This is a genomic window from Ornithinibacillus sp. 4-3, from assembly GCF_040958695.1.
Lineage (GTDB): Bacteria > Bacillota > Bacilli > Bacillales > Amphibacillaceae > CALAMD01.
This window is the reverse complement of the sequence record NZ_CP162599.1, coordinates 1,541,253-1,564,946: the sequence shown is the minus strand read 5'-3', so window position 1 is coordinate 1,564,946 and position 23,694 is coordinate 1,541,253. Positions and strand designations below refer to the sequence as shown.

21 protein-coding genes are annotated in these 23,694 nt (G+C 34.7%); all 21 read right to left on the bottom strand.

All coding sequences use genetic code 11. The features are described from left to right. Positions 1-119 precede the first annotated feature (119 nt). Positions 120-329: a YlzJ-like family protein gene (locus AB4Y30_RS07570; protein ID WP_368654875.1), complete on the bottom strand. Its 210-nt coding sequence runs from the start codon at positions 327-329 to the stop codon at positions 120-122. After that, positions 326-1,042, bottom strand: a complete 717-nt coding sequence (locus tag AB4Y30_RS07565) for a ClpP family protease (protein ID WP_368654874.1) — start codon at positions 1,040-1,042, stop codon at positions 326-328. Before AB4Y30_RS07565 ends, AB4Y30_RS07570 begins: the two co-directional genes overlap by 4 nt. 77 nt (positions 1,043-1,119) lie before the next feature. Continuing rightward, a complete protein-coding gene (locus tag AB4Y30_RS07560) occupies positions 1,120-2,166 on the bottom strand; it encodes an aspartate-semialdehyde dehydrogenase (RefSeq protein WP_368654873.1) in 1,047 nt (348 codons plus the stop codon). 190 nt (positions 2,167-2,356) lie between these two features. After that, complete coding sequence (locus AB4Y30_RS07555) at positions 2,357-2,596, bottom strand: YlmC/YmxH family sporulation protein (protein WP_368654872.1); 240 nt, start codon at positions 2,594-2,596, stop codon at positions 2,357-2,359. A gap of 69 nt (positions 2,597-2,665) precedes the next feature. Continuing rightward, entirely contained in the window at positions 2,666-3,880 is a 1,215-nt protein-coding gene (locus AB4Y30_RS07550) for a M16 family metallopeptidase (protein ID WP_368654871.1), read from the bottom strand. A 29-nt stretch (positions 3,881-3,909) separates the two neighbouring features. Then, positions 3,910-4,857 (bottom strand): polysaccharide deacetylase family protein, encoded by a 948-nt coding sequence (locus tag AB4Y30_RS07545; protein WP_368654870.1) that lies wholly within the window; start codon positions 4,855-4,857, stop codon positions 3,910-3,912. Positions 4,858-4,928: 71 nt separating this feature from the next. Then, complete coding sequence (gene pnp / locus AB4Y30_RS07540; protein WP_368654869.1) at positions 4,929-7,028, bottom strand: polyribonucleotide nucleotidyltransferase; 2,100 nt, start codon at positions 7,026-7,028, stop codon at positions 4,929-4,931. 428 nt (positions 7,029-7,456) lie between these two features. Beyond that, positions 7,457-7,726, bottom strand: coding sequence for a 30S ribosomal protein S15 (gene rpsO, locus AB4Y30_RS07535; protein WP_368654868.1), 270 nt, complete (start codon positions 7,724-7,726; stop codon positions 7,457-7,459). Between the two features lie 187 nt (positions 7,727-7,913). Further along, positions 7,914-9,506: an ABC transporter substrate-binding protein gene (locus AB4Y30_RS07530; protein WP_368654867.1), complete on the bottom strand. Its 1,593-nt coding sequence runs from the start codon at positions 9,504-9,506 to the stop codon at positions 7,914-7,916. 256 nt (positions 9,507-9,762) lie between these two features. Further along, positions 9,763-10,470, bottom strand: coding sequence for a FadR/GntR family transcriptional regulator (locus AB4Y30_RS07525; RefSeq protein ID WP_368654866.1), 708 nt, complete (start codon positions 10,468-10,470; stop codon positions 9,763-9,765). A gap of 145 nt (positions 10,471-10,615) precedes the next feature. After that, positions 10,616-11,491, bottom strand: coding sequence for an NAD(P)-binding domain-containing protein (locus AB4Y30_RS07520; RefSeq protein ID WP_368654865.1), 876 nt, complete (start codon positions 11,489-11,491; stop codon positions 10,616-10,618). A gap of 21 nt (positions 11,492-11,512) precedes the next feature. Further along, positions 11,513-12,190: an RraA family protein gene (locus AB4Y30_RS07515; RefSeq protein WP_368654864.1), complete on the bottom strand. Its 678-nt coding sequence runs from the start codon at positions 12,188-12,190 to the stop codon at positions 11,513-11,515. Between the two features lie 250 nt (positions 12,191-12,440). Then, positions 12,441-13,472 carry a LacI family DNA-binding transcriptional regulator gene (locus tag AB4Y30_RS07510; protein ID WP_368654863.1) on the bottom strand — a complete coding sequence of 344 codons (1,032 nt, stop codon included), beginning with the start codon at positions 13,470-13,472 and terminating at the stop codon, positions 12,441-12,443. Positions 13,473-13,927: 455 nt separating this feature from the next. Next, complete coding sequence (locus tag AB4Y30_RS07505) at positions 13,928-15,436, bottom strand: M81 family metallopeptidase (RefSeq protein ID WP_368654862.1); 1,509 nt, start codon at positions 15,434-15,436, stop codon at positions 13,928-13,930. A gap of 88 nt (positions 15,437-15,524) precedes the next feature. Then, entirely contained in the window at positions 15,525-17,084 is a 1,560-nt protein-coding gene (locus AB4Y30_RS07500; protein WP_368654861.1) for an ABC transporter substrate-binding protein, read from the bottom strand. 151 nt (positions 17,085-17,235) lie between these two features. Beyond that, positions 17,236-18,513: a histidinol dehydrogenase gene (hisD, locus tag AB4Y30_RS07495; RefSeq protein ID WP_368654860.1), complete on the bottom strand. Its 1,278-nt coding sequence runs from the start codon at positions 18,511-18,513 to the stop codon at positions 17,236-17,238. Between the two features lie 401 nt (positions 18,514-18,914). Then, entirely contained in the window at positions 18,915-19,847 is a 933-nt protein-coding gene (gene ribF / locus AB4Y30_RS07490; RefSeq protein ID WP_368654859.1) for a riboflavin biosynthesis protein RibF, read from the bottom strand. Between the two features lie 18 nt (positions 19,848-19,865). Next, positions 19,866-20,762 carry a tRNA pseudouridine(55) synthase TruB gene (gene truB / locus AB4Y30_RS07485; protein WP_368654858.1) on the bottom strand — a complete coding sequence of 299 codons (897 nt, stop codon included), beginning with the start codon at positions 20,760-20,762 and terminating at the stop codon, positions 19,866-19,868. 137 nt (positions 20,763-20,899) lie between these two features. Continuing rightward, complete coding sequence (gene rbfA / locus AB4Y30_RS07480) at positions 20,900-21,244, bottom strand: 30S ribosome-binding factor RbfA (RefSeq protein WP_368654857.1); 345 nt, start codon at positions 21,242-21,244, stop codon at positions 20,900-20,902. A gap of 48 nt (positions 21,245-21,292) precedes the next feature. Continuing rightward, positions 21,293-21,571: a DUF503 domain-containing protein gene (locus AB4Y30_RS07475; RefSeq protein ID WP_368654856.1), complete on the bottom strand. Its 279-nt coding sequence runs from the start codon at positions 21,569-21,571 to the stop codon at positions 21,293-21,295. Then, positions 21,571-23,679 carry a translation initiation factor IF-2 gene (gene infB, locus AB4Y30_RS07470; RefSeq protein ID WP_368654855.1) on the bottom strand — a complete coding sequence of 703 codons (2,109 nt, stop codon included), beginning with the start codon at positions 23,677-23,679 and terminating at the stop codon, positions 21,571-21,573. The genes AB4Y30_RS07475 and infB overlap by 1 nt, the downstream gene beginning before the upstream one ends. Between the last annotated feature and the right edge of the window lie 15 nt (positions 23,680-23,694).

Below are 23,694 nucleotides of genomic sequence, written 5' to 3'. Positions count from 1 at the left end.
TTCGGTTCTTTTAAACTAAAAAATTTTTGTCTCAACCTCAACGGTCTTTTCATCATTATAGCATAAAGTGAAAATTCAAGCTCAAGTGAATTAGATAATCTAATCAGCTTAAATGCTACTTAAAAATCCTTTGTTATTACACGTCCTGGCATATAATTTACCTCTAGAAAGTCATGTGGATTGGTAGATAGTAATTGAACTAATTTATATTGCCCGTCCTCTAGAGGTTCTGCGTAACAATGCTTACCTTCATATTGGATCAATTGGGTTGTTGATGAATCAGTCGCTGGAAAAATCTCTTCCATGGATAAAGGGGTATATAAAATCATTTTTCTTCCACCTTTTTCTCTGATTGTATTAATTCTGTTATTTTTTCCATTGCTTCTTTGACTCCGCCTACTTCATTTATTAATCCATATTCGACAGCGTCTTTTCCTACTACATTTGTTCCTATATCTCGAGTTAAATTTCCTTTTGCAAACATTAAATCTTTAAGCTTATGCTCTCCTACCTCAGAATGCATAACAATAAAATTAAGCACACGTTCTTGCATTTTATCCAAGTATTCAAAAGTTTGTGGCACACCAATAACTAATCCTGTCAAACGAATTGGATGAATAGTAATCGTAGCTGTTGGAACGATAAAAGAATAGTCAGCCGATAGTGCTACTGGTAATCCAATAGAATGACCACCACCTAATACAATGGAAACAGTTGGCTTCGATAAGGAAGCTATCATCTCAGCAAGTGCAAGCCCTGCTTCTACATCTCCTCCGACAGTATTAAGCAATAAAATTAATCCTTCAATTTTTGGATTTTGTTCAATCGCAATAATTTGTGGCAGTAGATGCTCATATTTCGTTGTTTTATTTTGTGGTGGTAATTGAATATGTCCTTCTATTTGTCCAATGATCGTTAACACATGTACATTTGAGTCAGGCGCTTGCGGAATATTAGTTTGGCCAAGCTGTTGAATTGTTTCCATTAGTGGTGATGATACTGCTGGATTTGAATTTTCTTTTTCCTTTTCTTTTTCACTCATTCAAAAACACTCCCCCTATGATCCATCTATGATTATTCATAGTATGTTCAAAAGAAGAGTGCTTTTATACATTTATCCTAAATTAAATCTTGCTCCAATAGAGATTCAGCAATTTGAATCGTGTTTAATGCAGCACCTTTTACAATATTATCTGTTACTACCCACAGATGGAATCCATTTTTATGATCTAAATCTTTACGTACACGACCAACAAATACTTCTTCTTTATCTGCAGCTGCAAGTGGTGTTGGATATGTTTGAGTTGTAATATCATCCTCTAATACAAGTCCTTCTGCATTACTAAATACCTTGTGAAGGTCAGCAACAGTTACATCTTCCTGATCCAGCTCAATATAGATGCTTTCTGCATGCGATGAAACAACTGGTAAACGAACGCAAGTAGCAGCAACAGATAATTCTGGTGCACTCAAAATTTTCTTCGTTTCATTAATCATTTTCATTTCTTCTGCTGTATATCCATTTTCTCCAAATACATCAATTTGAGGAAGCGCATTAAAAGCAATTGGAAAATGCTTCTTATCTGAGCCAGCTGGTAAAATATTTGCTTCCATCTCTTCACCATTTAAATATTGCTTTGTTTGTGTTTTTAATTCTTCAATTGCTTGTAAGCCTGCTCCAGATACCGCTTGATATGTAGATACAATAATTCGCTTTAGACCGAATGCATCTTTAACTGGCTTTAATGCAACCATCATTTGGATCGTCGAACAGTTTGGATTGGCAATTAATCCTTTATGATCTTTTAATGCCTCAGGGTTTACCTCTGGAACTACTAATGGCGTATCTTCATCCATACGGAATGCACTTGTATTATCAATAACTACTGCACCACGTTTAATTGCTTCAGGTGCAAGCTTCTTAGAAACACTGCCTCCTGCTGAAAATAATGCAATATCAATATTTTCAAAACTTTCTGGTGTTGCTTCTTCTACGGTAATCTCTTTATCTAGAAAAGTTAATTTCGCTCCAGCAGAACGTGCTGAAGATAATAACTTTAATTCATTAATTGGTAATTTGTCCTTTTCTAATAGGTTTAAAATTTTTTGACCTACTGCTCCAGTAGCACCTAAAATCGCTACATTATACGCCGCTTTTTTAGCCATTGTCTTCTTCTCCCCTTTTTAATAAAATGACTATTCATTTAACTAGGTTGTCCTTCTTCCCAACCTCTTTAACACATTAAATTATAATAGTTGATTCTATCATACTTTTATTAGATTCGTAAGATAATTATTAAAAATAATGCTTTTAAGCCGTAGAAGTCTAATTTCTACTCCTACGGCAAACTTTATTTTAACCTTCTTGTTCCTCAATCATAATCATATCTTCACCAATTTTGCTTATCGCATTCCAATTAATCTTAAATTCACTTGCTTCTTTTTTTATGCCAAACCATTTGTAGTTTGGCAAAATAAATGCACGAATTTCTCCTGTCTCTGCATTTATCTCTAAATCAGTATGTCCTAGCATTCCTAATTTAGTTCCTGTTGTAATGTTGACTATTTCTTTACTGCTAATTTCGCTAAAACGCATAAACTCCCTCCTCCACTATTATTGTCTTATGTTTATGAGTGGAAAGGGAGAGTTATGTTTTTTCGTTATTTAATTAGGGAAAATCAATGCTCTGGATGCTGATTGTTTGAAGATCTTTTCAATCACAAATTGAATGGATTCCTTTGTAACCATGTCAATAGCTTGCACCATTTCATCAATTGGACGCTCTCTACCTAATAATAGCTCATTTTTTCCATTACGAGACATAATGCTACTAGAGCTTTCCAGACTTAAAAGAAGGTTTCCTTTTAATTGTTCTTTGTTATTGGTTAACTCTTTATCTGTTATTCCGTTTTTAACCAATTGTTCAATCGTATCTTGAATGGTATTTTCTAAAAGGGATAGCTGGTCTTTACTTGTCCCTGCATAAATCGTCAGTAAACCACTATCCATATAAGTGGAAGGATAGGAAAAAACAGAGTATGCTAAACCGCGTTTTTCACGAATTTCTTGAAATAGACGTGAACTCATACTGCCACCTAAAAGATTGTTTAACATAATAAGACTATAAATAGATTCATCCTCCAAAGCAAGTCCACGATATCCTAAACAAATATGTGCTTGTTCCGTATCCTTGTTTCGCTCAATTCTACCTGCCGAAAAATGAGGTGCTTTTACCTTCATACTTGTACCAGTTTCCTGAAAATGATGAAAAGCATCTTCTACTGTTTGAATAAATGACTCATCAACATTACCAGCAATTGAAATAACCATATTTTCTGGAATATAGTGATTCTTCATGTATTCTTGTAGCTTTTCTCTATGAAATGCTTGAACAGTATCCTCTTTACCTAAAATAGGATTTCCTAATGGATGATTAGCAAATGATGTTTTTTCTAATAAATCATGAATAATATCATCTGGTGTATCTTCTGCCATTTTGATTTCTTCTAGTACTACATTCTTCTCTCGCTCTAATTCCTCTTCATCAAAAATAGAATTAAAAAACATATCTGATAGAATCTCTAATGCATATTCTTTATGATGATCTAACACTTTTGCATAATAGCATGTGTATTCCTTTGCTGTAAATGCGTTGACTTGTCCGCCAATCGAATCAAATGCTTCAGCGATATCTTGTGCATTTCGTTTTTTAGTCCCTTTAAATAGCATATGTTCTAAGAAATGAGAAATCCCGTTATTTTCTGCTGATTCATTACGTGAGCCAGTTAAAATCCAAATTCCTATGGATACCGAACGAACAAAAGGCACTTTCTCTAATACGATTCTTAAACCATTTTTTCCTGTATGCTTTACTACCATTCTATCTCCTCCACAAACATAGGGCATGCCTATCTTGATTCATCTAATAGTTTATCAATAGCATCTATTTGATAGTCTTTTTGTTTCAATTCATCTATTAATTCCGCTAATCCATTCGCAACAGAAGGTGTTGGGTGCATTAATATCATTGCTCCTGGATGGATATTTGAAATAACACGATTAATCATAACAGAAACAGATGGCTTCTTCCAATCAATCGTATCCACTGTCCACAGGATTGTTTCCATATCAAATTGATGTGCTATCTCTACTACCTTATCATTAAAGCTTCCACTTGGAGGCGCAAACCATTCTGGGGGATGTCCAATAATAGATTGAATAATATTATTTGTTTGCTCAATATTTTCTTTCATTTGATCCTCTGTCAACATTGCCATATCAGGATGATTATATGCATGACTGCCAATAACATGTCCAGCCTCAGCTATTTTCTTCACCATCTTCATGTTTTCCTTTGCCCATTTCCCATCAAGGAAAAAATTAGCTCGTACTTTTTGATCCTCTAATATTTCTAATATAGTTGGGATATGTTCCGTCCCCCAAGCTACATTGATTAATAAGCTTACCATTTGCTTCTCTGGATGGCCACGATAGATAGGCGCAGGAGGTAAATCCTCTATACTTACTTTTGGTTTTATATTTTTATAAACAAGAAGCGATTCATCAAATCTATTTTCTTTCTTCATCTTTTCTAGTGATTTCTCCACATCTACTTTTCGTCCATTTCTTCCTGGAGTCTTTTTCCATACCTCATCAATATACGCATCCTGAGGTTGCTCTTCATATGACTCTTTCTTTTCCTCAATTTCTTCTCGTAAATTTTTTTCTTTTACCGCTACTGCTGGAAGTACATTGGAAACGTTTGGGAAGATATGTTTATCTGGATGAACTTGGACAGCAATAAAAAATGCAATGGTGAAAACAATAAAATGAATGATTATTTTATTCTTTTGCATAGAAAACCCTCCTCATTTATTTATATGAGAAGGGTAGACTTGTTATGTTCATCAAAATGAATCATAGCCATTTATTTTGCTTTTTCTTCTTCCTTAAGCACGGCTTTACGAGAAAGATTGACACGACCTTGACGATCAATTTCGATTACTTTAACCATCACTTGCTCACCAATGGATAAAATATCTTCTACTTTCTTAACTCTTTCCTCAGCTAACTCGGAAATATGTACTAAGCCGTCTTTTCCGCGGAATAATTCTACAAATGCGCCAAATTTTTCGATTCGACGTACTGTACCTAAGTAGATATCTCCAACTTTTAACTCTCTTACTAGATCTTCAATAATTTGTTTTGCACGTTGGTTCATTTCGTCATCCGTAGATGAAATAAATACATTTCCATCCTGCTCAATGTCGATTTTCACGCCAGTTTCATCAATAATTTGATTGATTTGTTTTCCACTTGGTCCAATAACATCACGGATTTTATCTGGGTTAATTTTCATTGTTAAAATCTTCGGTGCATATGGTGAAAGCTCTGTGTTTGGTTGATCGATTGTCTGCATCATTGACTCAATGATAGCTAAACGTCCAACTTTAGCCTGGTTTAATGATTCTTCTAAGATTTCTTTTGATAGACCCTCAATTTTAATATCCATTTGCAGTGCAGTAATACCTTTCGTAGTACCTGCTACTTTAAAGTCCATATCACCTAATGCATCTTCCATACCTTGAATATCTGTTAAAATGGAATAATCATCACCAGATTTTACTAATCCCATTGCAATCCCAGCAACTGGAGCCTTAATTGGAACACCAGCATCCATCATCGCTAATGTACTTGAGCAAATACTAGCTTGTGATGAAGAACCATTAGATTCTAGAACTTCTGAAACCACTCGAATCGTGTAAGGGAAGTCAGCTTCTGATGGAATTACTTTTTCCAATGCACGTTCTCCTAATGCACCATGTCCAATTTCACGACGACCTGGCGAACGTAACGGACCTGTTTCTCCAACACTATATTGTGGGAAATTATAATGATGCATAAAACGTTTTGTTTCTTCAAGGTCAAGACCATCTAGAATTTGTACATCTCCTAAAGCACCTAATGTACAAACACTTAGGGTTTGTGTTTGTCCTCTTGTGAACAGGCCTGAACCATGTGTTCTTGGTAAAACACCCACTCGATGGGATAATGGACGAATTTCATCTATTTTACGACCATCTGGACGAACTTTTTCTTCGGTAATAAGACGACGAACTTCTGCTTTTGTCATTTTATCTAAAGCAAGTTTCACCTGTTTAATTACTTCATCTTCTGCTTCTTCATAAGCGCTTAGTACTTCGTCTTTCACAGCACTAATAGCTTCTTCTCTAGCATGCTTTTCAACAACCTTAATTGCTTCAACTAATTTTTCTTTTGCATCTGCTTCTACTTTGGCAAAAATTTCTTCGTCTCCAACAAATAAAACAATTTCTGATTTTTCTTTGCCAACAGCTTTTACGATTTCTTCTTGGAACTCAACTAAGCGAATAATCTCTTGGTGACCTAACATAATTGCATCTAAAATTACATCTTCAGGTACCTCATCCGATTCGGCTTCTACCATGTTCACTGCATCTTTTGTTCCTGCAACAGTCAGTTGAATATCACTTTTTGCTTGCTGCTCAACATTTGGATTGATTACAAATTCTCCATCAACTCGTCCAATATTAATACCAGCAATTGGTCCATCAAACGGAATATCAGAAATTCCTAATGCGATAGATGATCCGATCATTGCTGCAATTTCAGATGAGCAATCCTGATCCACACTCATCACTGTACTAATTACTTGAACTTCATTACGGAAGCCATCAGGAAATAACGGACGAATAGGACGATCAATTAAACGAGAAGCTAGAACAGCTTTTTCACTAGGTCTTCCTTCACGCTTAATAAAACCTCCCGGAATTTTACCCACTGCATATAATTTTTCCTCATAGTTAACCGTTAATGGGAAAAATGGCAAATCTTTTGGTTCTTTAGAAGCTGTCGCTGCTGATAGCACAGCTGTATCTCCATAACGCACCATACATGCGCCATTTGCTTGTTTTGCTAATTCTCCAACCTCAACAATTAATTTTTTTCCAGATATTTCAGTGGAGAATACGTGTTTATTTTCTGTCATTTCATGCGTACTCCTTTCAACACTCATACTAAGTCTATTTTAAAGCTATCTATTCAAAATGTAAATTTTATCATGCTATAATTATTCATAAAAATTCCTGCCTCTAATTTAAAGAGGTACTAAAGCAAATTAGGCAGGGTCAATAATTGATAATTGATATTCTCATGTAGGAAAGTATTTTCACCAGTTTCATTCTATTCAACTCACCTTGGCACCATTATTGGATCAAAGTAAACGAAATGCAATCTTTATACTTCTAGATGACACATGTCCACTTTTTCGATTGTTCATCTTCGAAAATCCCATCCGTTTATATAGAATGACCTTATGGCGTAAGAATGGAAGAGACAATATTTTAGAAGTTAGATAAGGCGAGGCATGAGCTTATCTCTTAAAAAAAAGCAGGATTTCTCCTGCTTTTTCAGTGACTAGCGACGTAAGCCTAATTTTTTAATTAACTCACGGTAACTAGCGATGTCTCTATTACGTAGGTAGCTTAATAAGTTACGACGCTTACCAACCATTTTTAATAATCCTCTACGAGAATGGTGATCATGCTTATGAACACGTAAATGATCGTTTAAAGAATTGATTTCTGCAGTCAATACTGCGATTTGCACTTCTGCAGAACCAGTGTCGTTTTCGTGTGTTTTGAACTCATTAATGATTTCTGTTTTTCTTTCGTTTGAAATTGCCATGTTAGGCACCTCCAGTTATTTTTTTATATCCCCAATCTCCTAGCAACCGTCGGAGAATCGAATTGCCAAGCGATGGTTTTACGTGTTATATCGTACATCTTTTCAAGAAAATTTGCAAGTAAAATTACATAATAAGCTTTTTCACATGTACTTATATGAGGTTGAAATATAAATCATTTACATTACTTTATTTACTGTTTGTTACATTCCAAAACATTGGGCCATCTAAATAATCATACCCTGAAAGATTATTTCTAGTAGCATTTACATTAGCATAATCGCCTACTTTAGTAACAGGTATATACTCATAAAACCATGCTTGTAAGTCATTATAAATAATTTTTGCATCATCTATCGAAGGGGCACTCTTAAAATTTTCAATAATCTCATCAAGTTCTTCACTTACAGTCCAGCCTACAAAATCACTTCTTAGGTAAGCCATTGATGTTGGATCAAGTTTAGGAGTGCTTGCACCAACGAGTAAATCAAAAGCAGCTGGATCATCACGCTTATCTAAATAAGTTGGCCAGTCATAAATTTCTAAAGAAGTATTAAGGCCCAGTTCATCTAGATTTTCCTTTAACACAACAGCTGCATTGTATAAGACAATATTTTCCCTAGAAGAAATAATTTTAATTTCTTCGCCATCATAGTCTGTTTCATTTAATAATTGTTTTGCTGCATCAATATCTCGATCAGCAAAATAATCATCTTTTCCTGCATCACTTGACCAAAGTGCTGATTGGTAATTCATCATTAATCCATGGTCTAGTGTGTAATAATCCTCATTTGTAACAGCTGCTAAAAGCATAGCCTCTTTATCAATTCCTGTTGCAACAGCTTCACGAGCGCGGACATCTGTAAATAACCCACTATCCTTATTATAAAAAATATTTAATTGTCCAAATGGATCAATAAAAGTAGAAATATCTGGATCATCAGCAAGCTGTGGTGCCATATCAAGCTGAACTTCTTTAACCGCATCATATTCTCCAGTTCTAATACCTGCAAGGCGAGTTGATGCATCTGGGACAAAGATAAATTGAATACCTTGAACTAATGCTTCTTTTTTCCCTGATAATCCGTCCGCTGGAGTATCAAGTGGTTTGTAATCATCAAATTTTGTTAGATAAATATATTGATCTTGTCTCCATTCCTCAAATTTAAAAGGACCTGTTCCAATATATTCCTCTACGCTAGCATCTGATGCATTTTCAACTATTTCTTTCGGCATGATAGATGCAAAATTTCCTCCACCATAAGCTAATGTTGTTAAAGCCGTTGATACAGGTGCTGGTTGTGTAATAACAACTGTATAATCATCTGGCGCTTCCATTGTTGCTCCTTCAAAATCTGCCTTACCAAGGCTAGATAATCTAACCCATCTTTCTAGTGAAGCAATAACATCTTCTGCTTTTACTTCTTCCCCATTATGGAAAAGAATCCCCTCTCTTAAATGAAAAGTTAGTGTTGTCCCATCATCACTCTGTTCCCATGATTCAGCAAGCATTGGCTGAACATTGAATTCTGAATCGATGGTAACTAAAGTTTCAAATATATGTCTACCTACATCGGCAATTTGTTGTGCAGGAGATGCATGGGAATCTAGGTGCGGTGGAGCTGCTGGTATTGCAAATTTTATATCTTCTCCAATTCCATTGTTCCCCTCAGCACTATCTGTATCCGTTTTATTATCTGATTCTCCAGATGAACAAGCAATTAGTACAATGCTTAATAAAAATAAACATAGCATTAGTTTTATCGGCCTTGATGAAATCATTTATATTTCCTCCCTTTTTATACCTAATCTTTATATTTAATAAACTACGAAAATTTATCATTCTATACACTATCTTCTATTTATATTGAGAGTAGCTTTGTTATTAACATTTCAAAATAAAGGACTGCTGGGCAGTCCATTTTTATGGGCAGACTAATACTTCAAACAGTATTAGATTTTTTGGCTTTTTACTGAAGTATTTCTATTCTACCTTCAGTTAAGTAAAAAATTTTCCCCACTATTGTATCTACCTCAACTATGAAGTTTCTTTTAAAAGTTCTGCTCTTAATGTTTGAAGATGATCTGTAATCGCGTGAACAGCACCAGATGAATTGCCTTCTTTAATCATTTCAAAGATAAGCTGATGTTCACGTAATGCCTCTTCATAACGTTTATGTGAACCTAATATTTGTTTTCTAGTTTGATTAATCATGTTTAAATTAGATTTCATTAATGAGACGAACACGAAGTTTTGTGTCGCTTCTGCTAAAGTTAAATGAAAATTATGATCTTCATTAATAAGCATGTTGGGATATTTCAAGCTTTCTTCCATTTGCTGTAAAATAGCTTCCATTTTTTCAAGATCTTCTTTTGTCGCTCTTTCGCAGGCTAATTCGACAATTTTCGGTTCCAATACTTCCCGCACTTCTAAAAAGTGAAGAATAGCTGTTTTTTTAATTAAATTTACGGTATCAAACTCATAGTTAGGTGCTAAGTGTTGATCAATATGTTGAATAAATCTTCCTCCACCTGGTTTAGAGATAATTAATCCTTCTGACTCTAAAACACGACAGGCTTCTCTTAAAGATGTACGACTACAGCCTAAAGTAATAGCTAACTGACGTTCAGCTGGCAGGCGATCACCAGGCTTTAGCTCTCCTTCTTTAATTAACTCTACAACCTGACGTACTATTTTTTCATACATTCTTTCTTTTTTTATCTCTGTAAATCCTGAATTAACCAAATTTCCCACCTCTAAAGTTTTATCTTTTCATTTGTAGATTTTTTGAACAATCTTTTTTATCTAATTCTCAACTAGATAAAGAAAATTATACTATAAAACAAAAGAAAGCGGTAAACTCTATTATTTCTATAAGACTTTTAGTTATTTAAACATTTTTTAATGCTTCAATAACTTTTTGCCATGATTTAGGATTTTCACCATTAAACTTATCTCTAAGGTCATGTGATGTGATCAAATCAAGTTTTTCTTTCGCAGCTTTCGTCATTGCTGAATTTATATTTGCAGCATCTAATATATCTAATGTTCCTTGTAATTCTACAGCACGTCGCTTAGAGTGGATGGAAGTCCCTGTAACTAATCGATTCATAATTTCTTTAAAATCTTTATTACTCATTGTTTCAAAAATAGATTCTGTAACGATATCTTCTACATTAAAATGATGAGCGGCTTCCAGCATTTCGATTAATAATACAGAAACCCCCTTCATATAAATACTGCGAATTAATTTTGTAGCAGATGCGTCCCCAGCAACTTCACTTGCCTTTTCAATATTCATGTTATACGTAGACATTAAACGAATAAATTCATCCGTTCCTTTTCCACTAGCAAGGATTGGAACTTTATGTTTATGTACAGGCAAAGACCCCATCATGGCTACATCTACAAAATTACTTTCTACTTGTTCAATCTCTTGAGCTATCATTTTTTTTATATCAGGTGTAGATGCTGATACATCAATATAAAGCGTTCCTTTGTTTAGATAAGGAGCAATCGTTTGGCTAACACCATAAGCTTTATCCGCTGGAACCGCTACGATTAATATATTAGCATGTTGAACCACTTCCTGAATTGTCGGCAAGAGCTTGACAGAAGCTCGATTAGCTCTTTCTTCAATTAATGATTTCATCTGTGCATCATCCCACATTGGGTCATATGCAACAATTTTTTTTAATCCTTCTTGGTGGAGACCATATGACATCTCATAAGCAGCCTCTCCATAACCAATAAAGCCTATTTGCATCTTATCTTCCCACTTTCTGTCTTATGAATTACTTTTGATTTTCTCATCTAACCAGCTAGGCTTAATAGATATGCTTGAATCATTACTATTTTCAAAAGCTTGGATTTGCTTTAAGCGTTCCTGCTCATATGTTAATTTATTTTCAGCAGCAGTAAGCACTCGGTCAATTTCTTCTTTCCGTACAACGACAACCCCGTCCTCGTCGCCTACTATTAAATCACCTGGCTCTACCGAAACCCCGCCACATGAGATTGGCTTATTGATTTCCCCTGGTCCATTTTTTAATGGTCCACTTGGAATAAATCCTTTTGCATAAATTGGAAGATCTAATGTTTTTAATATCTCTTTATCTCTTACTAGACCATCAATAATGATTCCTTCTACTCCCATTGCTCTTGCAGAGAATGCCATTAATTCACCTAAATATGCATTTTCCACATGACCTCCACCATCAACTACTAAAACATATCCCTGTTTTGCCTTATGAATGGCTTCATGTAAAAATAAATTATCTCCTGAATGCAAACTAACTGTTAAAGCAGTACCAACTACTTTTGCATTATTTGTAACGGATTTAATTTTATAATCCATTACGCCATTATTTCTAAGAGCATCAGCAATTGTTGTAGAATTAAGTTGCTTCGCTTTTTCTATCACCTCATTTGATAATAGTGCTGGCAATGTCTTATTTGAATCCATAAATTCCCCACTCCTCTCACCTATCTATTATATGTATCACTCTGAACGAAAGCGATTACAAACAATCGGACAACTGGGCTAACCAATCACCCTTTAAAATTCTACTATATCAAAATTAGAAACGCAATGACTAAACTAAATTTTTAGCAATCAACAAATAAAAAGGTTACGACAATTACCCATTCAAGAATCTAAAAGAACTTGGTCGCTAAGCATCCAAGTTCTTTTAAACTCATACAAAATGATTTAATTACTGACTCTTGGGTAATGCTGACTTTCTTTCCACAAATGTTCCTGGAAGCAAAACGCGCATAATTTCTTCATTTTCTCCATTGATTTCTTTTAATAAAATAGAAATAGCTAATTCGATCAATTCGTCTACTGGAACTTTCCATGTTGTTAAAGCATATGGATTCCAAGAAGCCATAGGAATATCGTCAAAACCAACTATAGATAATTCTTTAGGAATAGATATCCCTAACGTTTCTACAGCATCAATTACACCTACAGCCATAATATCGTCCGCACAAAAAAGGGCATCTAGATCTCTATTATTTGATAAAAGCCGTAATGCAGCTTGGTATCCAGCTTTATATGAGTATCCTCCAGCTTCAATAACTGGTGCTACTCCTTTTTCATGAAGAAACGCACAAAAACCTTCTTGACGATCTCGACTTGTTGAAGAATCTTCATGACCAGTCATGTAAGCAAGTTTTCGATGTCCTTGATTAAATAAATATTTACCTATCTCACGTCCAGCAGAATAATTGTCACAGCCAACAAAATGGCAAGGCGAGCCCTCTATATCTCGGTATAACAATACGACAGGAATTTGATTGTTTGATAATTGTCCAACAACATTTGACGATAAAAGCGCATCTGTCACGATTACTCCATCCACATTATATTCTAGAAATTGTGATATTTCTTCCTCCTGAAGTAATCCTTCTTTAGTATGAACAAACAAAATATTAAATCCTTTATTTTTTAAGCTTCCAGTCAATTTTTCTAGAATTCCTGAAAAAAAAGGATTCTCAATATCTCCCATCACAAGTCCTATCATATTAGTTTTATTTGTAATTAGTCCTCTAGCAAGCGCATTCGGACGATATCCAAGTTGTTTTGCAGAATCTAATACTCTTCTTTGTAAACTTTCTGAAACTGGTTTACTAGAATTAGGTGTAAAAACTCTTGAAACAGTTGACTGCGATACCCCAGCTAACCTTGCAACTTCTGCAGCATTGACTTTTTTTCTTTTACTTTTAATATGTCGATCTTTCAACAAATTAACCACCTTTCTTTAATATAGATTTAGATATGTCTAATTTTTAATATCCTTGCACCCTTTAGAAATTTTCTATATTAAAATAAGTTGTAATCCAGTGTGAACATACTAGCTATGAAATCACATTTTATCTTAACTATAGTATAAAATTAAAATGAATACACGTATATATAGGTTAATCGAATTCACAACAGCGAAATATGATGGATGTGTTTGCTGTCTTATTCAGTTTAATTTTTGTATTTAACTTTTAAAGTAAAAAAAGACTCTCATTCATGAATGTATGTCCATAGGAAATACATCATGAAAGAGAGTCTTCATACTAGTAAACGTAGTTGGCTTCCGTATTTAATATAAGTTTCGAAATCCGTTTGAGGAACATTAGCCATGTATATCGATTTTCAGATCCTTTTACGCTATTGATTAAAACATTATATATGTTGTTAAGTATTTCAAATAGTTAAATGACGAGAATCCCTCACTATTATTTGTAGATCCATACTTTCCATTTCATCAAGCGGGTGTAATGGACGGGTAACTTTCGTATATGAGTAGTTCTTAAAATTGGGGCTAGCAGGTCCAGGGGTATCAAGTATAAATACTTTATCTGTTAGATGCTTGTAAGTAGTTCTAAAGTTAACAGGTTGTTTAATCACTACTAACTTCGCTTCCTCAACATTTAACCCCATCGAACGGTATTGCGCATCATCCCACTCATATGTTGGATATGTGGAAACTAACAATGAAATATTCCCAATTTCTAAAACAACGGACAAACCCATATTTCCATATGAACCTCCATATAATCCTTTATATAAAAATTCTCCATCAGAAATATGTTTCACAATACCTTCAATTTCTACTGGTTTTCCCCGTCTTGGGTCAATCTGATTCCCTACTTTTACTCGAACTTTTTCTTTAACACCCATTGTTGCAGCATCTAATGCTACTTGTGGATCAACAATACCTAAAATACACTTTTCCTGGACATCGCATGCTAGCATTCTTTCAAGTACAGCAGTACTATCACCTGTAGAACCAGCTCCTATAGCGTCCGCAGTATCAACTAATAAAACTGTTTTCTCCACTGATTCTAATCCTAAACGAATAGCTTCATCAACTTCATATGGTTTTACATAAAACTCATGTCGCAAATCCCAACCCATTTTTGCAAGTTTAATAGCTTCAGATTTAGCTTTTTTTGTATTATTATTTGTAATGACGATTGTTGAAAAACCTATTCCAGATATATCTAACCATGGTTGTACAGGAAATGCCGAGACAGATAAAATATCTTCTTCCTTTTCCAAGCAATGTTCTTCATCTACAATTTTTCGAAGCGGCCCAGTCTTAGAATCCGTATTGCATGGAACAATCATTGGTACCTTTGCCATAGCCATAATAGGATTTGCTTCTTCACGTACCGTTTTTAATAATAACGATGCTGCTCTCTGGCCAGTCTCACGTGTATCGATATGCGGATAATGGCGATAACCAATGATTCCAGTAGCAGACTTGATCTTTTGCTGGGTTATATTCGCATGGAGATCCATTGTTGCAATCACTGGGATATCTCCAACAATCTTCCGAATCATTTTCAAAATAGAACCTTCAGGATCCTCGTCTTCTTCACTAACCATCGCACCATGCATGGCAGCTAAAACCCCATCAAGTGGTCCTGCTTGTTTCAAACGTTTGGAAATTTCTTCTGCAAAGTTATCTATAGCATCTTGCGTTACGGGACCAGAAGAATAAGCATGTGTAGCAATAATAGGAACCACTTCTACATCTTCCTTATTTAAAATGTCGAGAAAGCCGTTAATTTCAGTTCCTGCGCTACCACGATGTTTAATAATCTCTTCTCCACAATAATAATAGACTCTTTTAAAATCACTTAATTGACAGTTTACATAACAAAAACTATTACTTTCTTGTTTTAGCTCTAAAATAGCTATTCTCATTACATACACCTTCTCACTATCTTATTTTTAGCCTAAGTTTTACAGTTATTCTTATTAGTACTGTCGATATTATAACTATGTTGAATTATTACTTGCCTACTGATGTATTCCAAAGTATAGGTCCATTGAGATACTCTAAACCTTGTACTTTATCGGTAGAGGCCAAGATATCAGGACTATCCGCAATTTTAATAATCGGAAGGATATTCCAATAATATTCTTGAAGTGTTACCCATTTCTTCACTGCTTCTTCTTGTGAATCCGCTTGAACGATAGCTTGTAATTGAGCTTGAGATTCTTCATCTTCTGGTCCGTCCACCCAAGTTTCACTTAAAAATAATTGTTCTATTGGTGTGATAGTTGGAGGAAGTCCAGTGATGAAAAGATCCCATTGTTCTGGATCATTACGCATGCTAACAACTGTTGCCCAATCATAAACCTGCAAATTCACATTCATACCAACTGCTTTAAGTTGCTCTAAGATTACATTTGCACCATTAAACATATACGAATATTCACGTGTAGTTAGAAAGGTAATTTCTTCACCGTTATAACCTGCTTCCTCTAATAAACGTTCAGCTTTTTCAGGATCATATTCATAATACGACGATTCTCCAGCATCAGTATACCAACTGGAATTTTCTAAAAACATGTAACTGGATCCCATACCATAATTATTCACAAGTGCTGCTTTTGCCACCTCTTCGAGATCTATTGCTGCATTAACGGCTTGTCTCATTTTTACATCAGTAAAAACTCCATCAGTTTTATCAAATACTAATGCAATATATTCTGCTAAAGGAGAATGTACAGTAAGATTTGGGTTACTATCTAATGTCTCATACATATCAGGTTCATACCCAAATCCAATATCATATTGTTCCGTTTGGATACCTGAAAGCCTTGTAGAAGGATCTGTTATGATTTGAAAATATAAATCATCAACTAAAGCTTCCTTTTTTCCACCTAAACCATCAGTTGGACTATCAAGTGATTGATAACCATCGTATTTAGTTAAATGAATATATTGATCTTGTTTCCATTCAGCAAATTCAAATGGTCCAGTACCAACATATTCTTGAACTCCTTCTGCAGAAGCTGCTTCTATTATTTCCTTTGGCATAATTCCAGCAAACTGTGTTGTTCCTGCTAGTATGGATACAGCAAAAATACTTGGTTCTTCTAGCTGTAACTCAACTGTATAATCATCTACTTCAATAAATTCCGCATTCTCTAAAAGTGATTGTCCAGTTGAAGACATACCTTTCCAGCGATTCATAGATGCCACAACATCTTCAGCAATCATTTCATTGCCATTATGAAATATAACCCCTTCTCTTAGCTTAAATGTATATGTCTTATTATCATCACTAGCCTCCCATGATTCAGCTAACATGGGTACAGCTTCATATTTCGAATCCAATGTTACAAGTGTTTCAAAAATATTTCTAGCTACATCTCTAGTGGCTGCAGCTGTAGACATAACTGGATCAATTGTTGGTGGTTGCGTATTTATTGCATAAATAAGTTCACCACCGCCTTCTACTACCCCTTCACTTGAATTTGGAGCAGTTGAATCTGAACTATTATTACATCCGACTAAGACTATTAACGTCAAAAAACATGTGAAAATCCATATTTTCCTCATTATAAAAATAAACCTCCCCAAGATTTTGTTCCATTGAATGTAAAACAATATCGTCAGCTGTTTTTATGATGTATTTTAAAACCGTTAATAATTAGTTTTCATAAGTACTAATTGAATACTTAAAAATAAGAATTTCTATATCACGCAATACTTATTTATTTCCATATCTACGCACTCTAATTAAAGCTTGTTCTGCATGCCCTGCAAAATTCTCTAATTGACAGAGCCTAGCTGCATATTCTCCAATATAAGCACTCGCTTTTTCAGAAATCCTTTGGTACGTACAAGTCTTGAGAAATTTACCCACCCATAAGCCACCTGTATACCGAGCGGCCCCCTGTGTAGGCAACGTATGATTTGTTCCTATCACTTTATCTCCATACGCTACATTTGTTTCGGGACCGAGGAAAAGTGCACCGTAGTTTTTCATGTTATTTAAAAAATAATCTGGATCCTCGGTTAATACCTGGACATGTTCATAGGCTAGTTGATCCCCAGCTGCTAATGCCTCTTCAATAGTGTCTACCACTATTAATGTTCCATAATCTTCCCAGGCAACCCTGGCAATATCTTTAGTAGGAAGAAGCTTTAGTTGCCTTTCAATTTCTTCTAAAGTTTCCTCAGCTAATTTTTGAGAAGTGGTTATTATTGCGCCTGGTGAAGTAGGCCCATGCTCAATTTGTCCCAAAACATCTGTTGCAATTAGCTCTGCATCAGATGTATCATCTGCAATAATTAAAGTTTCTGTTGGACCTGCAAATAGATCAATACCTACTTTTCCGAATAACTGCCTTTTCGTTTCTGCAACATATGCATTTCCAGGACCTACAATCATATCTACCGCTTGAATAGTTTCAGTTCCAATTGCCATTGCCGCCATTGCCTGAATTCCACCTAAAATATATATTTCATCTGCTCCTGCTAAATACATAGCTGTTACAGTAGCTTCAGGAATCTTACCTTGAATTGGAGGCGTACACGCAATGACTCTCTCTACACCAGCAACTTTAGCAGTTAATATACTCATCTGAGCGGAAGCAACCATAGGATATCTTCCTCCAGGAATATAACATCCTACACTTTCAACAGGAATGTTTTTATGTCCTAATACAACACCTGGTAATGTTTCAACTTCAATATCTGATATTCCCTTTCTCTGCTCTTCAGCAAATTTTCGAATATTAGATTGTGCAAATTTAATGTCATCAATAGTCTGTTTTGGTACCTTTGTAATAATTTCCTGAATTTTTTCAGCAGATAGTTTAAAACTTTCTGGAACCCAATCGTCATATTTCTTCGACAATTCTTGGACTGCAATATCGCCATTTTCTTCTATTTGCTTAATGGCATCACTTACAATCGCTGAAACTTTTAGATTATTTAATGCTACTTCTTCTTCTGTCTTTCCTTGCTTTAAATATTTAATCATAATGATACTCCTCCCTAAGGAATACGTATTCCTTTACTAATAAAAAATACGTACTCCTATATATTATATGAAATAGGAATACGTATTCCTTTACGTAAAGTTTAGATTATCTTGGAATAGTTTGTCAATAGTTTTTAAATAGATAATATCTCGTTTTTATAAAAGAAATCCATAAAAAATAGTGTCGAATTCACATTAACTATTTAATGTACTGAGAAAAAGCTAGAAAGCTGAATACAGAATTACATCAATAAAACAGCAATTTTTACGCTTTTAGAGCAAACAAAAAATCAGTAGAAAGGGTGATATTACTACCCCTGTTTCTACTGATTTACTTAATAAATCCTCTTGTAATTTTTAAAAGATTCTTGATTCATTCACCTGTTAATGATTAGAAATTGCTATGCAAAAAAGCTTCTAATCTTCTTCTCATCTTCTGCAATTTGAGCAATTAACATATCTATACCTTCAAATTTTTTCTCAGGACGGATAAATTGAAGGAGCTCGATTTGTACTTCTTTATTATATATTTCTTGATTAAAATCAAGTATGTTTACTTCTACTGAAGGCTGAACATACCCCTCTTTAAAAGTGGGTCTAACCCCTATATTTGCCATACCATAATATTTTTTATCCTGATGGTAAACATGAACTGCATAGACTCCTAATTTTGGCAATAATGCTTGATCATCTATCTTAATATTTGCAGTAGGGTATCCTATTGTTCTCCCCCGCTGATCTCCCTTTTCTACGATACCAGACATTCTTAATGGTCGGCTAAGTAATAGGTTTGCAGTGACAATATCACCTTCCGATAAACACTCTCTAATTCGGGTCGAGCTTACTTTTTCATCGATTAGATCTAATTTTTCAATGATTGTATGTGTAAATCTCCCCTGAGCGTATTCATCAATGGTAGCCATATTTCCTTTGCCTTTAAATCCATATGTATAATCAAAGCCTGCAACTAAATGCTTAATGTTTAATCCAACTATAAAATAATCGATAAATTGCGCTGGTAATAGGCGTGATAATTCTTGATTAAAGGTAATGATATACAATCGATCCACATATAAATTCTCTAGAATAGCTTTTTTCTCAGCCAATGGAGTAATATATTGTATTTGTCCTGCTTCTTTTTTCAACACTGCTGATGGATGAGGATGAAATGTAATGACAGCACTTTCCATATTCCGTTGTTTTGCTTCTAAGACAGCTGATTTTATAACCTGTTGATGTCCAATATGAATACCATCGAAAAAACCGATAGCAGCAACGGTAGCAGGTATTTCCTCTTGTATTGACATTGGATATGTCAGTTGAATAGTTTTCATTCGATTCACCTACATTCCTTACTTGTTAAAAACTCGAATAGGTTTGATTTCTTCATTATTTTCAGGATGAATTTGATATATTGCTAATAATTGATTATTAGATATAATTGCAAATGGACCAGTCGGAATTTGCTGATGAAAAATAGGTAGCTTTTGACCATTTAATACACGTTTTCTTATATCATTATCTACCTCGATTTGCACCATGTCTTTAATACCTTCTAGCATAGGAACTAGTAATTCTCTTTCTGTTCCTGTTTGTTTTGCTTGTTCTAGTTCTTCAAAAGTATATGTATCAGCTTGTGTAAAGCTTCCTGCTTCTGTACGGATTAAATGTGACATATGTGCTGGATAGCCAAGTTCTCGACCAATATCTACACATAATGTGCGAATATAAGTGCCTTGGGAACAAACGACCTTAAAGGAGAATTTATTTTCTGCTTGATTGGTAACAGGTATTCTCTCTAGATGAAAAATAGTGATTTGTCTTATAGGTCTTTCTACTTCTTGATTTGCACGGGCATATTCATATAATTTTTTCCCATTTACCTTTACTGCAGAATACATCGGCGGAACTTGTGTGATAACACCTTGAAACTTCTGTAATGTTTGATTGATTTGCTCATTGAAGTCCTTTTCCACAAATTCTTTTTCTTCAATAATAGCTCCATGTGCATCTTCTGTCTCTGTCGCAACACCTAAGCAGCATTCCGCTATATATGTTTTTTTAGATACCGTTAAAAAAGGTACAAGCTTCGTTGCATTGCCAATACAAATAGTCAATACACCCTCTACTTCAGGATCTAATGTACCTGTATGTCCAACTTTTTTTGTACCAAAAATTCTACGTATTTTCATCACACAGTCATGTGAAGTCATGCCTTTTGGTTTCCATAATGGCAAAATTCCATGCATAGATAATCCCTCTTCTGCCAAGTACTGACTAAACAAATAAACATGCTTGAAAAACCAAGGGAGGAAAGTATTATTTTTATTAAAATCATTAGCACTTTCCAGCTTTGGTTTTCCTACATGCTCCACATACTTAGGCTTTATTTATTGTTCAAATCACGAAGTAAAGATTCAATATGTGATCCGTATTCATACGCATTATCAAATTCAAAGGATATTTCCGGAGTTTTTCTTAAGCGTATTCGACTGCCGATCTCAGAGCGAATAAAACCACTTGCTTTTGCTAACCCAAGTAATGTATCTTCCTTTTTCTTCTCGTCTCCAAGAACAGAAATAAAAACTTTTGATTGTTGTAAATCACCAGTTACTTCTACATCTGTAACCGTGACAAAACCAACACGAGGATCTTTAATTTTATTATTAAGGATATCGCCTAATTCTTTTTTTATTTGTTCTGCTACACGATTAGCTCGAATATTACTCATACTTTTCACCTCATACTTTACATCATTTATCAGATACGATTTACCAAATTAAATGATTTCTTGTTTCGTAATAGTTCGTTCGATTTCTGGAAATGAGTCAATTGTTCGAATAACTGCTGCTAATGTCTGTTCTGCATGTAATCTTTCATTAGAAATAGTTACAATTCCTAATTTTGCTCGTTGCCACAGCTCCTGAAATTCTAGCTCTGCCACAGAAACATTAAAATCTTTTCTTAATTTAGCAATCATTCGCTTGATTACAGAACGTTTATCCTTAAGAGAAAAAGATGCATAAATTGTGCACTCAACCTCTAGATAAAGAATCATTAACGCTTAATTTCTTCCATTACGAATGCTTCAATAATATCACCAGTTTTAATATCATTATAATCTTTAATAGTGATACCACATTCGTATCCTTGTACAACTTCTCTTACATCATCTTTGAAGCGTTTTAATGCATCAATTTCTCCTTCAAATAAAACAATACCATTACGAATTAAACGTACGCTAGAGTTACGGCCAATTTTACCGTCTGTTACATAACTACCAGCAATTGTTCCGATTCTAGATACTTTAAATAGCTCACGTACTTCTGCTTGCCCAATAACTTTTTCTTCGTATTCTGGATCAAGCATACCTTTCATCGCTGCTTCCACTTCTTCAATTGCATTATAAATAACGCGGTGGAGACGAATATCTACACCTTCAGATTCTGCCGCTTTTTGAGCGTTAATATCAGGACGAACATTAAAACCAATTACAATGGCATTAGATGCAGATGCTAAAATAACATCAGATTCATTAATTGCCCCAGCTCCAGAGTGAATGATCTTAATCTTCACATTTTCTACTTCGATTTTTTGTAAAGAAGCGGATAATGCCTCTGCAGAACCTTGTACATCTGCTTTAATAATGATATTAATTTCCTTCATTTCGCCTTGTTTAATATGCTCAAACAGGTCATCTAAGCTAACAGCACTTTGCTCATGTCTACTATCTTGAATGAATTGTTGCTGACGAGATTCCCCAATTTGTCGAGCTTGCTTTTCATTGGTAAATACAAGGAATTGGTCTCCTGCTTGAGGCACTGTGCTTAAACCAGTAATTTCAACTGGAGTAGATGGACCAACCTCAGTTACACGATTACCTGTATCATCAACCATTGCACGAACACGTCCATACGTATTTCCTACAACAATTGCATCTCCTACGCGTAATGTTCCATTTTGTACAAGTAAGCTTGCAACTGCTCCTCTGCCTTTATCAAGCTGTGCATCAATTACTGTACCAAATGCATTTTTCTTAGGGTTTGCTTTATATTCTTCTACTTCTGCAACAAGTAAAATCATTTCAAGTAAATCATCGATACCTTCTCTTTTAATCGCAGATAGTGGTACGAAAATAGTATCTCCGCCCCAATCTTCAGGAACTAATCCATGTTCTGTTAACTCCTGCATTACTCGATCTGGATTTGCTGCTTCTTTATCAATTTTATTTACTGCAATAATAATCGGTACTTCTGCTGCTTTTGCATGGTTAATTGCTTCTACAGTTTGTGGCATTACTCCATCATCTGCAGCTACTACTAATACTGCAATATCTGTAACTTCTGCACCGCGAGAACGCATGCTTGTAAATGCTTCGTGTCCTGGTGTATCTAAGAAAGTAATTTTCTTCCCTTGACGCTCAATTTGGTAAGCACCAATATGCTGTGTAATTCCACCTGCTTCGCCTTCTGTAACCTTCGTATGACGAATCGAATCTAATAAAGTAGTTTTACCATGGTCAACATGTCCCATAATGGTAACAACTGCTGGACGTTCAATTAAATCTGCGTCTTTATCAGCAGTAATATACTTATCGAAATTTAAATCATCAAGAGGTTCCTCTTCTTTAACAACTTCATAATCATATTCAGATGCAATTAATTCAATTGTATCATCATCAAGGTCCTGATTTTTCGTTGCCATTACACCTAGGAACATTAGCTTTTTGATAATTTCTGTTGTTTCTTTTCCTAGCTTCTCAGCTAATTCAGCCACTGTTAATTTTTTCACATAAGAAATCTGCTTTGTTGTAGTATCTGCTTCTTTCTGTTCTACCTGCTTTTCTTTAGGTTGCTCATTTTTCTGTGGTTTATTTTGATTTTTATTTTGTTGTTTATTTTGCTGTTTATTTTTATTTTGGTTTTTATTCTGTTGCTTATGCTGTGGCTTGTTTTGTTGATTTTCTTTCTTATTTGTTGATTGCTTAGGTTTCTCTTCCTTCTTTTCACTAGGCTTAAACTTACTGTCTAATTTCTCAATTGCTTCATCTGAAACAGTAGACATATGATTAGTGATTTCTATATTTAATTCTCTTAAATGTTCAATAACTTCTTTGCTTGTAATATTATTTTGTTTTGCATATTCATAAACGCGCATTTTACTCATACGTTCACCCCCGTA

Bases quoted from the DNA above. Each gene is read 5' to 3' on its own strand.
- rbfA (WP_368654857.1), bottom strand. From the start codon at position 21,244: ATGAGTAATATTCGAGCTAATCGTGTAGCAGAACAAATAAAAAAAGAA.
- AB4Y30_RS07515 (WP_368654864.1), bottom strand. From the start codon at position 12,190: ATGGATTCAAATAAGACATTGCCAGCACTATTATCAAATGAGGTGATA.
- infB (WP_368654855.1), bottom strand. From the start codon at position 23,679: ATGAGTAAAATGCGCGTTTATGAATATGCAAAACAAAATAATATTACA.
- AB4Y30_RS07475 (WP_368654856.1), bottom strand. From the start codon at position 21,571: ATGATTCTTTATCTAGAGGTTGAGTGCACAATTTATGCATCTTTTTCT.
- pnp (WP_368654869.1), bottom strand. From the start codon at position 7,028: ATGACAGAAAATAAACACGTATTCTCCACTGAAATATCTGGAAAAAAA.
- AB4Y30_RS07555 (WP_368654872.1), bottom strand. From the start codon at position 2,596: ATGCGTTTTAGCGAAATTAGCAGTAAAGAAATAGTCAACATTACAACA.
- AB4Y30_RS07550 (WP_368654871.1), bottom strand. From the start codon at position 3,880: ATGGTAGTAAAGCATACAGGAAAAAATGGTTTAAGAATCGTATTAGAG.
- truB (WP_368654858.1), bottom strand. From the start codon at position 20,762: ATGCATGGAATTTTGCCATTATGGAAACCAAAAGGCATGACTTCACAT.
- AB4Y30_RS07570 (WP_368654875.1), bottom strand. From the start codon at position 329: ATGATTTTATATACCCCTTTATCCATGGAAGAGATTTTTCCAGCGACT.
- AB4Y30_RS07500 (WP_368654861.1), bottom strand. From the start codon at position 17,084: ATGAGGAAAATATGGATTTTCACATGTTTTTTGACGTTAATAGTCTTA.
- AB4Y30_RS07530 (WP_368654867.1), bottom strand. From the start codon at position 9,506: ATGATTTCATCAAGGCCGATAAAACTAATGCTATGTTTATTTTTATTA.
- hisD (WP_368654860.1), bottom strand. From the start codon at position 18,513: ATGATTAAATATTTAAAGCAAGGAAAGACAGAAGAAGAAGTAGCATTA.
- AB4Y30_RS07565 (WP_368654874.1), bottom strand. From the start codon at position 1,042: ATGAGTGAAAAAGAAAAGGAAAAAGAAAATTCAAATCCAGCAGTATCA.
- AB4Y30_RS07505 (WP_368654862.1), bottom strand. From the start codon at position 15,436: ATGAGAATAGCTATTTTAGAGCTAAAACAAGAAAGTAATAGTTTTTGT.
- ribF (WP_368654859.1), bottom strand. From the start codon at position 19,847: ATGAAAACTATTCAACTGACATATCCAATGTCAATACAAGAGGAAATA.
- AB4Y30_RS07560 (WP_368654873.1), bottom strand. From the start codon at position 2,166: ATGGCTAAAAAAGCGGCGTATAATGTAGCGATTTTAGGTGCTACTGGA.
- AB4Y30_RS07545 (WP_368654870.1), bottom strand. From the start codon at position 4,857: ATGCAAAAGAATAAAATAATCATTCATTTTATTGTTTTCACCATTGCA.
- AB4Y30_RS07520 (WP_368654865.1), bottom strand. From the start codon at position 11,491: ATGCAAATAGGCTTTATTGGTTATGGAGAGGCTGCTTATGAGATGTCA.
- rpsO (WP_368654868.1), bottom strand. From the start codon at position 7,726: ATGGCAATTTCAAACGAAAGAAAAACAGAAATCATTAATGAGTTCAAA.